The organism is Streptomyces sp. NPDC046759 (assembly GCF_040645475.1).
Classification (GTDB): domain Bacteria; phylum Actinomycetota; class Actinomycetes; order Streptomycetales; family Streptomycetaceae; genus Streptomyces.
Window position 1 is genome coordinate 117,278 of record NZ_JBEYYJ010000001.1, and the last position, 12,849, is coordinate 130,126.

The window sequence follows — 12,849 nt, forward strand, 5'->3', positions numbered from 1 at the left end:
CCAGCCGCCAAACCCGATCGCCCGGCCCCCGGCCGCACTCGCCCACCCGGCCGCTCCCGCCCTGCGGCACCGGCCCCTCCCACAACCGAAAACGACGTCACCCGCCCACCAGGAGCCACCGGCACCCGACGCCGAAACTCGCGCGCAAGCGCGCCTGGTCGCCCCTTTCCCCTCCCCGGCACCCAACCGGCATCCGGCCCGCATCCGGGCCCGGCGGGGCCACCCGTAGGCACCTCTCTCCCGCTGTGGCGCCCACCCGCGTCGCCCTCCCGGGACCACCCGCACCACGGTGCAAGCCGCACCGTGGTGCGGGTGGGACCCACTCCGGCCGGAGGCCGGATCAGAGCTCGCAGGCCGACAGCAGTGTCTGGACCTCGGCCGAGACCGCGTGAGCGAACCGGTCCAGGTCCGGCACGGCCTGCGCGTCGGCGACCAGCCCGTAGTGCACACGCCCGCGGTACGTCGAGATCGCCACCGCCAGCGACTGTCCCGGCGCGAGCGGGGCCAGCGGGTACACCTCGCTCAGCTCGTGACCGCCGAGCCGCAGCCCCAGACCCGGCAGCGGCACGCTGGTGACCAGGATGTCGAACCACAGCCGGGCCGCCTGCCCGACGAGCGGCCCGCCGAGCCGGTGGCCGAGGGCCGGGACGTGGTCGGCGAGCAGCGCCACGGCCCCGGCGCCCCGGTTCGGCCCCGCGTCCTTGTTGCGGACCATCGCGGTGCGCACGGTGCCCAGACGGCCGAGCGGATCCGGTTCGTCGACCGGAAGCCGTATCAGATAGCCGGAGAGCCGGTTGCCCTGTGGGTGCGCGGTGCGCGGGCGGCGCCGGGAGACGGGGATGAGGGCGCGCGGCGCCACCCCCTTGCTGCCGTCGCCACGCTCGTCCAGCCAGCTGCGCAGGGCGCCGGCGACGACGGCGATGAGCACGTCGTTGACGGTGCCGCCGGCGGTCTTGCGCACCCGGTGCACGTCGTCGATGTCGAACACGACCCCGGCGGTGCGGCGGGTGCCGCTCGGAGCGGAGGTGAGCGCGGAGGTGGGCCGCATGCCGAGGGTGGAGCGGGCGAGGGAGGCCCCGATGTCGAGCGCCCGGCCCACGTCGGACAGGGCGCCCTTGACCAGGCCGGGGACCAGCCCGGGCAGCTTGCGCACATCGGGCAGCAGACCGCGCGGCGGCTCGACGGCACGGGGCGCCCGCTCGGGCAGGTCCACCGGGTCGAGCACGCCGGCGGCGAGTTTCAGCGCGCGCAGCCCGTCGGCGAGGGCGTGGTGGAACTTGAACAGCACGGCGAAGGACACCCCGTCCTCGCCGGGCAGCACGTGCGCCTCCCACGGCGGCCGGCCGCGCTCCAGCGGGCGTTCCATGAGCCGGCCGGCGTCCGCGTGGAAGTCGTCGGTCGGGGCGTGCAGCCGTACGTGGTTCAGCGGGTCGAACTCCGGGTCGGGCTCCCGGGCGGCGCCGCCGAAGGCGAACGGCTGCCACACGTCACGGATCCGCAGACGCAACCCCGGCACGGCGGCGGCCCGGGCGGCCAGCAGATCGGCGGCATGGGCACCGGCGGTGGGCGAGTGAGCGCCGAAGACGCCGAGCGCGCCGAGGTGCATCGGGTGCCGGTCGGACTCGATGTTCCAGAACGCCAGATCCAGGGGAGCGAGCAGGTCGGAAGTCAAGGGATGCCTCACGCGTCGACGACGGGTTGATCTGAAGTCACTCGCAGTCAATCTCTGTCAGCTGATTACGGTCAAGTACGATCAGGCTACGCTCAGTTAACAGCAGATTAAGTCCCGCCTCCTCCGAAAGAGGCGGGAGCCAAGTGATACGCGAGGTCACTTCAGGACCGGTTGTGCCGCCCCGGGTGACGTACCCCACTCGGACGGGCGCGGGCCGACCGTGAACGCGAGCGAGTGCAGGGAGCGCAGCGCACCGGTCGTCAGATACGTCTGCCCGTGCGGTGTTCCGTCGGTGCGGACGGTCTGGATGTAGCGGTCGCCGGCGGAGGTGCCGGGCGCGGTGATCGTCAGCCGGCCGCCGGGCCAGTACCGGCGGTCCAGGCCGAGCTCGACGCGGTCGAACACAGGGGTGGACAGGCCCCAGGTGCCGTAGCCCGGCTGGATCGGGAACAGGCCGATGGACGACAGCACGTTCCAGGCGGACATCGTGCCCAGGTCGTCGTTCCCGGTCATGCCGGTGGGTCCGTCGGTGAAGAGGGTCAGGGCGGCGTGCACCACGTCGGTGGTCTTCCACGGCTGACCGGTGGCCAGGTAGGTGTACGGCGCGATGAGGTCGGGCTCGTTCATCGGGTTGTACTTGTCGGCGTTGTAGTACGCGTAGGCGTCGCCGTGCACCCACACCTCGCGGGCGGTCCGCGCGGGGTCGGCCAGCAGCCGGTCGTAGGCGAAGAACGAGTCCAGCCGCTCGTTGGCCGCGCGCTCGCCGCCGATGAGCCGCACCATGCCGGGCACGTCCTGCGGCACGAGCCACTGGTACTGCCAGGCGGTGCCCTCGTGGAAGCCGGTGCCGCGCGCCGGGTCGGCCTCGCCGGTGAAGGCACCGGAGGCGTCGCGGGCCCGGAAGAAGCGGGTCGTGGGGTCGAAGATGGTCCGGTAGTTCTGCGCCCGGGCGGCATAGCGGGCGGCGTCGGCGTGGTGGCCGAGCCCGCGCGCCATCTGGGCCAGCATGGCATCGGCGAGGGCGTACTCCAGGGTGACGGAGGCGCCGTGGTGGTAGTCCGAGTCGCCCATCTTGGCGTACGGCCGGTTCTGGTCGTAGGGGGCGAAGCCGTGCGCGAGGTACTCGGCGTTGGCCTCCCGGCCGATGCCGGGGTAGACGGCGGGAGGGACGCCGTCGGCGTTCTTCTTCAGCGCGCGGTAGGCCCGGTCCTCGAAGCCCTTCAGCAGACCCATCTGGTAGGCCGTGGTCAGGAACGGGGTGACCGGGTCGCCGCTCATGATGTTCGTCTCGACCGGGCCGTAACCCCACTTGGGCAGCCAGCCGCCGTCCTCGTCGATCGCCACGACCGACCGGGCCATGTCCCGTGCCTCGCGCGGCGCGAGCAGCGCGAGGAGCTGGGCCTGGGTACGGTAGGTGTCCCAGAGCGACCAGTTCTGGTAGTACGTGAAGCCCTTGGCGTGGTGAACGTTGCGGTCCCAGCCGAAGTACCGGCCGTCGGCGTCACTGCCGACGTTCGGCGCGAGGAACGACCGGTACAGCGAGGAGTAGAAGGTCCGGTGCAGCGTGCCGGTGCCGCCCCGGACGCGAACGGCGGCGAGCCGCCTCTCCCACTCCTCGCGGGCCCGCTCGCGCACCGCGTCGAAGGACCGCCCGCCCTCGGCGGCCAGATTGCCGGCCGCGCCGCGCGCGTCGACGTACGACAGGGCGGTGGTCGCCTCGACCGTACGGTCGCCAGTGGTGTCGAAGCGGACGTAGGCGCCGCCGGATCCCCTGCGGGAGCCCGGGGTGACCGTCTGGCCGTCCCAGGTGCCGTACGCACTGAAGGGCCGGCTGAACCGGGTGATCGTGTAGACGGTGTAGGGGCCGGTGTCCCGGCAGAAGCCGTGGCCGGTGATCTCGGTGCGCACGGTGTGGTCGTCGAGGATCTCGACGGTGCTGGAGACCGGCTTGTGCAGCGACTGGGCCGCGTTCAGCAGGACGTCGGCCTTGTCGGTGGCGGGGAAGGTGTACCGCTGGACGCCGGTGCGCTCGGTCGCGGTCAGCTCGGCGCGGATGCCGGAGGACAGGCCGACCCGGTAGTAGCCGGGGCTCGCCGTCTCGTCCTGGTGCGAGAACCCGGCCGCGTAGCGGGTGTAGTCCGTCTGCGTGACGTCCCCGGTGGTGGGCAGCACCGGCAGGTCGCCGCCGATGCGGCAGCCGACGCCCGAGAGATGGACCAGCGAGAAGCCCCGGACACGGCTCTGGGTGTAGTCGTAGCCCGTGCTGTGCCCGGTGTCCGGGGAGAGCTGCACCATGCCGAAGGGCACGGCCGCGCCGGGGAAGGTGTTGCCCTCGTCCTGGCTCCCGATGAACGGGTTGACCAGATCGGTGAGGTGGCCGTCGGTCCGCTCGGCGGCCCGTGCGGCGGGGGTGGCGATCAGCGTGGACGCTGCCAGCACCCCGGCCAGGCACAGCCGCGTGCGCCGGGTCCCTCTCATGTCGGATGACCTCCGCAGGTTCGACATCGTTCCCTGCATCCTGAGGGGCGAACGATGCGAACCCGGGCATTCCACCGGGTTGCGCAGGACGCGTCGCACAAGGTCATACGTGCGAAGGCGTCCTGACGGGCGGTCAGCGGGCCCGCCTGAATCCCTCGTGGCTGCCGGCGAAACCGAGCGACGTGCAGAAACGGTGTGCGTCCGCCCGGCTCTTGTCGCTGGTCAGCTGAACCGGTGCGCAGCCGCGCGCGTGCCCGCTCGACGGCCCGCTGCATCAGGGTCCGGCCGACTCCGCCGCCGCGCCGGTCCGGCCGGTTCGGCACCGCCTCGGTCAACGCCCGCTCGGCACCGCCCTTGCCGAGTCCCGGGATGTACGTCGCCTGCAGACAGCCCACGACCCTGCCGGTGCGCGCGTCGCCGAGGACCGCGTCTCCTTCCGCGGGTCCTCCTCGATCGCCGCGGCGGCGCGTTCGTACGCCTCGGTCACCTCCACGGCCGCCGGGTCCACCACCACCTCCTCGTCGGCGAGCGGGGCGAGGACGGCGGGCAGGTCGGCGCGGGTGGCTGGCCGGAACACCGGTGCGGCCGCAGCGGACATGCGCCGGCCCTGACCGGCGGGCGGTCCCAGGGGGGGTGGCGCCGGGCCGGCCCTCCTCGACCTCGATGAGCTCATCGGCCACCGCGTCCAGTTCCCGCCGGCCGTACTCGGTGAGGAAGGGGACAAGGGCCCCGCCGTCGCGGCACGCACGCGCGCGCGAGGCCTCGGCCCCCGGCCGGGGCGTGAAGAGTCCCGGACGCCGGAACCTCAGCCGCAGCCGCTCGAGCGACCGCTCCCCCGAGGTGAGCTCACCGACCGGGCTCAGGCGGGCGGAACCGCACATCGCACAGTGCATGCGCGGGACCCTGTCTCCGGGGACGTCGCGCCCCGCCCCCCGGGTCCCTAGGGCACCCGCTGTCCCTTCCCCAGCGCGATCACCCCGCCCTTGGAGACGGTGTACAGCTCGGCGTCCCGCTCCGGGTTGACGCCGATCGTCGCGCCGGGCGGGACCTCCACGTTCTTGTCCAGGACGGCGCCGCGCACCACCGAGCCCCGCCCTACGTGGACGTTGTCGTGCAGCACCGAGCCCTGGACCACCGCGCCCGGGTCCACGCGTACGCCCGGCGAGAGGACCGACCGGGTGACCTGACCGCGGATCAGGCAGCCCGCGCTGACGATGGACTCGCTCGCGATGCCGCCCGCGCTGAAGCGGGCCGGGGAGAGCTGGCCCGAGTGGGTGTAGATGGGCCACTGCCGGTTGTAGAGGTTGAACGCGGGGCGCTCGGCGATGAGGTCCATGTGTGCCTCGTAGTAGGCGTCCAGGGTGCCCACGTCCCGCCAGTAGCCCTGGTCGCGGGTGGTCTCGCCGGGCACGTGGTTGTCGCCGAAGTCGTACAGCTGGGCCTCGCCGCGCGCGGTGAGCTGGGGCAGGATCGAGCCGCCCATGTCGTGCACGGACTGCGCGTCCTCGGCGTCCCGGTGCAGCGCCTCGACCAAGGCCTTGGTGGTGAAGACGTAGTTGCCCATGGAGGCGAGGACGGTCTCCGGGTCGTCGGGCAGCCCGGGCGGGTCCACGGGCTTCTCCAGGAAGCGTTCCACCGTGCGGCCGTCCGAGCCGGGCGTGATCACACCGAACGACGAGGACTCCCCGCGCGGCACCCGGATGCCCGCGACCGTCACACTGGCGCCGCCCTCGATGTGCTGCGCGACCATCTGCCGCGGATCCATGCGGTAGACGTGATCGGCGCCGAACACGGCCACGTACTCGGGCTGTTCGTCGTGGACCAGGTTCAGGCTCTGCAGGATCGCGTCGGCGCTGCCCAGGTACCAGCGCGGGCCGAGCCGCTGCTGCGCCGGGACCGGCGTGACGTAGTTGCCGAGCAGGCTGGACATCCGCCAGGTGGTGGTGATGTGCCGGTCCAGCGAGTGCGACTTGTACTGGGTCAGCACGCAGATGCGCAGTACGTCGGCGTTGACGAGGTTGGACAGGACGAAGTCGACGAGACGGTAGGTGCCGCCGAAGGTGACGGCAGGCTTGGCACGGTCGGCGGTCAGCGGCATCAGGCGTTTGCCCTCCCCGCCCGCCAGTACGATCCCGAGAACGGAAGGCCCTCCACGACGCATGGCCGCTCCCCTCACCCTGGTTGCACCATGACTGCCCCGAGCGGACGGGACTAAGCCTGCTTGAGGATCTGCTCGTACAGCGCGGCCGTGCGCCGGGCCACCGCGTCCCAGCCGAACTCCCCGACCGCGCGCTCCCGTCCGGCCTCCCCCATCCGCCGCGCCGCCTCCGGGTCGCCGAGGACGCTGTCCAGCGCGCGGGCGAGCCCCGCCTCGAAGTCGTCGTCCACCGCGACGAGGAGACCCGTCCGGCCGTCGTCCACGACCTCCGGGATGCCGCCGACCCGGGAGCCCACGACCGGGGTGCCGCACGCCATCGCCTCCAGGTTCACGATGCCGAGGGGCTCGTACACCGAGGGGCAGACGAACACCGCGGCGCGCGTGAGGAGCTGGATCACTTCCTGGCGCGGCAGCATCTGCGGGATCCAGAACACGCCCGCCCGGACCCGGCTCAGCTCCTCGAACAGGTCACGGAACTCGCGGTCGATCTCCGGGGTGTCGGGGGCGCCCGCGCACAGCACGACCTGGGCACCGGGGTCGATGTCCCTAACGGCGCGCAGCAGACGGGGCACGCCCTTCTGGCGGGTGATCCGGCCGACGAACAGCACGTACGGGCGGCCGGGGTCGATGCCGTGCCGGACGAGGGCGTCGGTGCCGTGGGCGGGCCGGTACAGGCGGGTGTCGATGCCGTTGTGCACCACGTGCACGGCGGCCGGGTCGAGTGCCGGGTAGCAGGCGAGGATGTCCTCGCGCATGGCGCCGGACACGGCGATCACCGCGTCGGCGGCCTCGACGGCGGCGCGTTCGGCCCAGCTCGACAGTGCGTATCCGCCGCCCAGTTGCTCGGCCTTCCAGGGCCGCAGCGGCTCCAGCGAGTGGGCGGTGACCACGTGCGGGATGCCGTACAGCAGCTTGGCCACGTGGCCGGCCAGGTTCGCGTACCAGGTGTGGGAGTGGACGAGTTCACGGCCTTCGAGCGCGGCGGCGACGGACAGGTCCACGGAGAAGGTGCGCAGCGCGTCGTTGGCGCCGTCGAGCGCGGGCCAGGGCCGGTGTCGTACGACCCCCACCCCGCGTCCCTCGCCCCAGCAGTGCACCTCGAGGTCCACCAGGGAGGCCAACTCCCGTGCCAGGAACTCGACATGGACGCCGGCACCACCGTACACGTCCGGGGGGTACTCCCGGGTCAGCAGTCCCACTCGCACCCGACAACCCCCTGGTTTCGGCGGCAGGTCCCCTTCATGGTCACCCAGATGCGGCGCGTGGGGAAGAGCGCGGCGGCCGGGTGAAGCAGCAGTCGCCGCAGACACCGCCGCCGGGCACCCGGTAGTACAGGCAGCAGCTGCGGCGGCGGAAGGCGGCGCCGGTGCGGGTGCCGGTGGTGCGCAGCAGGGGGTGGGCGAAGATCTGGTCCGTCAGCGTGCGGGCCAGGGCCGCCAGGTCGGTACGGCCGTGCGCGCGGGCCCAGCGGTCGAGTTCCCGGGCCGCCCCGGCGAGCGCGGAACCCGCGTTGCCCCGCAGCAGGCCGGGCGCGATGCCGTACCGGGTCCTCAGGGCCTCCCCGAGGGGTTCCAGATGCCCGTCCAGCACCGCGCCGGCGAGCGCGGCCGCATCCGCCGGGCCCGGGCGCACCTCGGTGAGCCACAGGTCGTCGGGGGCGGACGCGGCGGCGTCCCACCGCAAAAGGCGCGCATCGAGGCCGGGCAGCCGGCCGTACAGGACGGCGCAGCCGAGGGCCGCCGCCCACAGCCGGGCGGCCAGCCCCTGCTGGGCGAGGGACGCCGCGACGCGCGGCTCGGCGGTGCCGAGGCGGTCTGCGACCAGGGTCACCCGTGCCGTCAGGGCATCGGGGTGAGCGTTCCGGCTCTCCGCTGCGTAGGTCTCGGCGAGGGTCGGCAGCCGCCCCGGGTCCGGTCCGCCGGCGGCTCCCGCTGCGCCCGGGGCCGTACGCAGGACGAAGAAGCCGCCGAGCGGGCGGAGGGCGGCGAGAGCGGGGTCGAGGTCCACGACCAGTACTGGTACCAGGTGCGTTGCCCGCCGCCGGCACGAGGTCCCGGCCGTGTGTCACCCGTCGCGAGGATGATCGCACGGCTGGTGTACTCCATCGGCAGTAGGAGGCATTGCGTGCTCAGGGACGACGACGGGAAGATCCCGGTCGGGCAGAGTGTTGGCCATGCAAGCCGACCGTCCGTCGCGCCGGCCCCAGGGCCCCCGTCGTTCGCAGAGGAGACGCCGATGAGCGCCCTCGCGCTGTCCGTGCTGCTGTCGTTCGTGTCCGCGCTCGCCTATGCGGCCGGTGCGATCGTGCAGGAGCAGGTGGCGGTGTCCTCCTCCGGCAGCGCGTACCTGCCGCTGCGCCGGCCGGGCTGGTGGGGGTCGCTGGCGCTCAACGGTCTCGGCGGCGTGCTGCACGCGGTGGCGCTCGCCTTCGGCCCGCTCAGCCTGGTTCAGCCGCTCGGCGCGCTGACCATCGTCTTCGCGCTGCCGATGGCGGCGCTGTTCGTCGGCCGCAGGGCCGGGGCGACCGCCTGGCGCGGCGCGGTGATGGCCACGGCGGGCCTTGCCGGTCTGCTGGCCCTGGTGGGTTCCTCCGACACGCACACCCTCGACGCGGCCCAGCGGGTCGCGGTCGGTCTGGTCACCGGCGGCGCGGTCGTGGCGCTGATGTGCGCGGGCCGGGCCGCGCGCCGTCACCCGGCGGTGCGCAGCGTGCTGCTCGCCACCGCCTCCGGCATGGCGTTCGGCATGTCGTCGGTGTTCACGAAGACCGTCGCCGTCGACTGGACGCACGGCATCGGCCCGGGCGACCTGGTCTCCCTCGCGGTGATCGGCCTGTTCGCCGTCGCCGGCGTCCTGCTGTCCCAGGCCTCCTACCGGGGCGGTGGCCTCGCCGCCCCGCTGGCCACGCTGACCGTGGTCAATCCGGTGCTGGCGGCCGCCGTCGGCATCCTGATGTTCGGCGAGACGTTCCGCCACGGCGGCGCCGGCACCGCGCTCGCCGTGAGCTGCGGGGCGGTGGCGGCGGGCGGGCTGATCATGCTGACGACCGAGCGGATCGAGCGCACGGGGCGGACCGCCCTGCCGGACGGCGGCCCGGAACCGGTTCCCGCCGCCGTTTCGATCACCGTCTCCGCGACCGCCGCCACCGACGCGGAAGGTTTCCCCGGCGTGCCGCAGCAGCGAGGGTCGGCGCAGGCGGAGCGGGCCGGGCGGGACGTGTCCGCCGAGGCCGGCGGCGCGCTCGACGAGCCGGCGATGCGGGACCTGCTCGTGCCGGGACCGGGACGCGGTCCCCTTCCGGGGCCGGCCGGGAGTTCCGTTGCGGGGCCGGCCGGCGGCGAGGAGGGCGGCCACGCCGGCGACGCGCCGGACGAACGGGCGCTCCCCGCCTCCTTCATCACGCTGCCGGCGGGCGTCGGGCTGCCGCTGCCGGTCCTGGAGGGGCCCGGTACGCGCGTCAGATCGTGAGGCCGCCGGCCCGCAGATAGGCGAGCGGGTCGATGTCCGTGCCGAAGCCGGGTCCGGTCCGCACCTCGAAGTGCAGATGCGGGCCGGTGACGTTGCCGGTGGCTCCCGACCGGCCGATGCGCTGGCCCGTGCCGACGTCCTGCCCGATCCGCACCGAGATCGCCGAGAGGTGGCCGTACTGGGTGTAGCGGCCGTCCGCGTGCCGGATCACCACCTGGTAGCCGTACGCGTCACCCCACCCCGCCGCCACCACGTGCCCGGCCTCCGCCGCTTTGACGGAGGTGCCGGTCGGAACGAGGAAGTCGACGCCGGTGTGGTATCCCTTCGACCAGTGCGAGCCGGCCACCCGGTAGCCGGTGCCGATGGGCGCGTCGACCGGGGCGACGAGCGTGCGGCCGGTGCTTCTGGTGCTCCTGGTGTGGTGGGGCGCGATCCGGTGTTCCGCGGGAGCCTTCCTCTTCGGGGACCTGGTGGGGGCGTTCGCCGTGCCGTGCAGGTCGAGCCGCTGGCCGGGAAGGATGAGGTCCGGATCGGCGCCGATCGTCCCGCGGTTGTCGGTGTAGAGCTCGCGCCAGCCGCCGCGGACGTGGTGCTGGTCGGCGATCCCGGAAAGCGTGTCGCCGTGCACCACCGTGTACATCTCGGCCCGGCCCGCACGCGACTGCGGGGTGGTCTGCGGCCGTACGTCCCGTACGGAACTCTTCTTCCCGGTCTGCACGGGACGGGTCGCGGCGCCGTCCGCGTGCACGCCGGGGTCGGCGTCCCCGCGGGTCAGCCCGGCCCGCACCGAGCAGACCGGCCAGGCACCCGGCCCCTGCCCGTCGAGGACCCTCTCCGCCACGGCGATCTGCTGGTCCCTGGTCGCCCCGTCGGCACGCGGGGCGTACCGGGCGCCGCCGTACGCCTCCCACGTGGACTGGGTGAACTGCAGCCCGCCGTAGTAGCCGTTGCCCGTGTTGATGCTCCAGTTTCCGCTGGACTCGCAGGCGGCGACCTTGTTCCAGGTTGCCGCGTCGGCCGCGTCGGCGGTGCCGGCGGCGACCAGCGGGATCGCGAGGCCGGCGCCGCCCGCCGTGACGGTGAGTGAGGCGCGGTTGATCCTGTTCGGCTGGTACCGGCGGTGCCGGCCGCGTACGGCCATGTCCGAATTCCCCTCGGCATGCGTCAGGAGGGGCAAAAGTAAGCGCCCCGAACAGGCCATGACAAGACGGAAAACCGGCCTCTCGCGCAGCCCAAGTGGCCGGGAAACGGCGCCGCTTGGCATGTATCGCCGGAGACTGAGGCCGAAGGCGCCTTTGCCGCGTACACAAGCGTGGCGGGTCGGATGTGCGCCCGCCGTAGCGGCACGTCAGGATGGGCGAGGACCCGTACTGACGGAGCCGTAGTCACGAGGCAACCAGGGAGCAGGCGGTATGAGCACTTCAGCGCAGATCGGCGTCACGGGCCTCGCGGTCATGGGCCGCAACCTCGCCAGGAACTTCGCGCGCAACGGCTACACGGTTGCCGTGCACAACCGTACGTCGTCGCGGACGAAGGCGCTGGTGGAGGAGTTCGGACAGGAGGGCGACTTCATCGGCACCGAGACCGCCGAGGAGTTCGTGGCGGCCCTGGAACGCCCGCGGCGCCTGGTGATCATGGTGAAGGCGGGCGAGCCGACGGATGCGGTGATCCAGGAGTTCGCGCCGCTCCTCGAACCGGGTGACATGATCATCGACGGGGGCAACGCACACTTCGCGGACACCCGGCGCCGGGAGCGGGAGCTGCGCGAGCGGGGCATCCACTTCGTCGGCACGGGCATCTCCGGCGGCGAGGAGGGCGCCCTGCACGGACCGAGCATCATGCCGGGCGGCTCGACGGAGTCGTACGCCTCCCTGGGCCCGATGCTGGAGAAGATCTCCGCGAAGGCGAAGGACGGCGCGCCGTGCGTGACGCACTGCGGCCCCGACGGCGCCGGTCACTTCGTGAAGATGGTCCACAACGGCATCGAGTACGCCGACATGCAGTTGATCGGTGAGGCCTACCAGCTGCTGCGCGACGTCGCCGGATACTCCCCCGCCGAGATCGCGGAGATCTTCCGCACCTGGAACTCGGGCCGTCTGGACTCGTACCTGATCGAGATCACCGCCGAAGTGCTGTCGCACGTGGACGCGGCGACCGGCAAGCCGTTCGTGGACGTCGTCGTGGACCAGGCCGAGCAGAAGGGCACCGGCCGCTGGACGGTGCAGATCGCACTGGATCTGGGCGTGCCGGTGTCCGGGATCGCCGAGGCCGTGTTCGCCCGTTCGCTGTCCGGACACGCGGAGCTCCGTGAGGCCTCGCGGGGACTGGCGGGCCCGACGGCCGCGCCGCTGGGCAAGGAGGAGGCGGCGGCCTTCGCGGACCGGGTGGAGCAGGCGCTGTACGCGTCCAAGATCGTGTCGTACACGCAGGGGTTCCACGAGATCGCGGCGGGCAGCGAGGAGTACGGCTGGGACATCGACCTCGGCAAGGTCGCCTCGATCTGGCGGGGCGGCTGCATCATCCGGGCCGCGTTCCTGGACCGGATCCGCGCCGCGTACGACGCCCGGCCCGATCTGCCGAGCCTGCTGTCGGACGAGACCTTCGCGCGGGAGATCGCCGAGGCGCAGGACGACTGGCGCGAGGTGCTGATCGCCGCGACGCGCCAGGGTGTTCCCGCGCCGGGCTTCGCGGCGGCGCTGGCGTACTACGACGCGCTGCGGGCACCGCGGTTGCCTGCGGCGCTCACGCAGGGCCAGCGGGACTTCTTCGGAGCGCACACGTACCGGCGGGTGGGCCAGGAGGGATCCTTCCACACGCTGTGGGGTGGGGACCGGTCGGAGGTCTCCGCGTAGTTCGTGCGCCTGGCGCAGTTCGTGCGCCTGCGCCTGCGGGAGCGATTCGTGCGCCTGGGGGGCGCGGTACGGACGCGTGAGCGGCGTCGCACGGACGCATGAGCGGCGTCGCACGGACGCCTGAGAGGCGGGACACGGGCACCTGAGGGGGCGGGGATGCGCGGCCGGCGTGTGCAGCTGCGTCGCGGCCGGTCGCGCCGTTCCCCGCGCCCTGTCGGGGG

10 protein-coding genes are annotated in these 12,849 nt (G+C 73.1%); 2 read left to right on the forward strand and 8 right to left on the reverse strand.

All coding sequences use genetic code 11. The annotated features are described in order from the left end of the window. Positions 1 to 340: 340 nt before the first annotated feature. From ABZ919_RS00500 to ABZ919_RS00530, 7 genes are all read right to left on the reverse strand, one after another. Positions 341 to 1,672: a wax ester/triacylglycerol synthase family O-acyltransferase gene (locus ABZ919_RS00500; RefSeq protein WP_361240579.1), complete on the reverse strand. Its 1,332-nt coding sequence runs from the start codon at positions 1,670 to 1,672 to the stop codon at positions 341 to 343. 156 nt (positions 1,673 to 1,828) lie between these two features. Next, entirely contained in the window at positions 1,829 to 4,150 is a 2,322-nt protein-coding gene (locus tag ABZ919_RS00505) for a GH92 family glycosyl hydrolase (RefSeq protein WP_361240582.1), read from the reverse strand. Then, positions 4,147 to 4,545: a hypothetical protein gene (locus ABZ919_RS00510; RefSeq protein WP_361240585.1), complete on the reverse strand. Its 399-nt coding sequence runs from the start codon at positions 4,543 to 4,545 to the stop codon at positions 4,147 to 4,149. Before ABZ919_RS00510 ends, ABZ919_RS00505 begins: the two co-directional genes overlap by 4 nt. Continuing rightward, a complete protein-coding gene (locus ABZ919_RS00515) occupies positions 4,482 to 4,748 on the reverse strand; it encodes a hypothetical protein (protein ID WP_361240588.1) in 267 nt (88 codons plus the stop codon). Before ABZ919_RS00515 ends, ABZ919_RS00510 begins: the two co-directional genes overlap by 64 nt. Positions 4,749 to 5,090: 342 nt before the next feature. After that, a complete protein-coding gene (glgC, locus tag ABZ919_RS00520) occupies positions 5,091 to 6,311 on the reverse strand; it encodes a glucose-1-phosphate adenylyltransferase (protein ID WP_361240591.1) in 1,221 nt (406 codons plus the stop codon). A gap of 50 nt (positions 6,312 to 6,361) precedes the next feature. Beyond that, positions 6,362 to 7,513: a glycogen synthase gene (gene glgA / locus ABZ919_RS00525; protein ID WP_361240594.1), complete on the reverse strand. Its 1,152-nt coding sequence runs from the start codon at positions 7,511 to 7,513 to the stop codon at positions 6,362 to 6,364. Between the two features lie 40 nt (positions 7,514 to 7,553). Then, entirely contained in the window at positions 7,554 to 8,315 is a 762-nt protein-coding gene (locus ABZ919_RS00530; RefSeq protein WP_361240597.1) for a (2Fe-2S)-binding protein, read from the reverse strand. A 228-nt stretch (positions 8,316 to 8,543) separates the two neighbouring features. On the opposite strand from ABZ919_RS00530, the gene ABZ919_RS00535 reads away from it, so the two are divergent. Further along, complete coding sequence (locus ABZ919_RS00535; RefSeq protein ID WP_361240600.1) at positions 8,544 to 9,776, forward strand: DMT family transporter; 1,233 nt, start codon at positions 8,544 to 8,546, stop codon at positions 9,774 to 9,776. Here the strand turns inward: ABZ919_RS00535 and ABZ919_RS00540 are convergent. After that, entirely contained in the window at positions 9,766 to 10,917 is a 1,152-nt protein-coding gene (locus ABZ919_RS00540) for a transglycosylase family protein (RefSeq protein ID WP_361240603.1), read from the reverse strand. The genes ABZ919_RS00535 and ABZ919_RS00540 overlap by 11 nt on opposite strands. A 271-nt stretch (positions 10,918 to 11,188) precedes the next feature. Here ABZ919_RS00540 and gndA point away from each other — a divergent pair, with 271 nt between their 5' ends. After that, the gene (gene gndA, locus ABZ919_RS00545; protein ID WP_361240605.1) at positions 11,189 to 12,628 is read left to right on the forward strand and encodes an NADP-dependent phosphogluconate dehydrogenase; all 1,440 of its coding nucleotides are present in this window, start codon (positions 11,189 to 11,191) and stop codon (positions 12,626 to 12,628) included. The last annotated feature ends 221 nt before the right edge of the window (positions 12,629 to 12,849 follow it).

Coding starts and splice junctions, on each gene's coding strand:
- gndA (WP_361240605.1), top strand. CDS start 11,189: ATGAGCACTTCAGCGCAGATCGGCGTCACGGGCCTCGCGGTCATGGGC.
- ABZ919_RS00535 (WP_361240600.1), top strand. CDS start 8,544: ATGAGCGCCCTCGCGCTGTCCGTGCTGCTGTCGTTCGTGTCCGCGCTC.
- ABZ919_RS00505 (WP_361240582.1), bottom strand. CDS start 4,150: ATGAGAGGGACCCGGCGCACGCGGCTGTGCCTGGCCGGGGTGCTGGCA.
- ABZ919_RS00540 (WP_361240603.1), bottom strand. CDS start 10,917: ATGGCCGTACGCGGCCGGCACCGCCGGTACCAGCCGAACAGGATCAAC.
- glgC (WP_361240591.1), bottom strand. CDS start 6,311: ATGCGTCGTGGAGGGCCTTCCGTTCTCGGGATCGTACTGGCGGGCGGG.
- ABZ919_RS00515 (WP_361240588.1), bottom strand. CDS start 4,748: ATGTCCGCTGCGGCCGCACCGGTGTTCCGGCCAGCCACCCGCGCCGAC.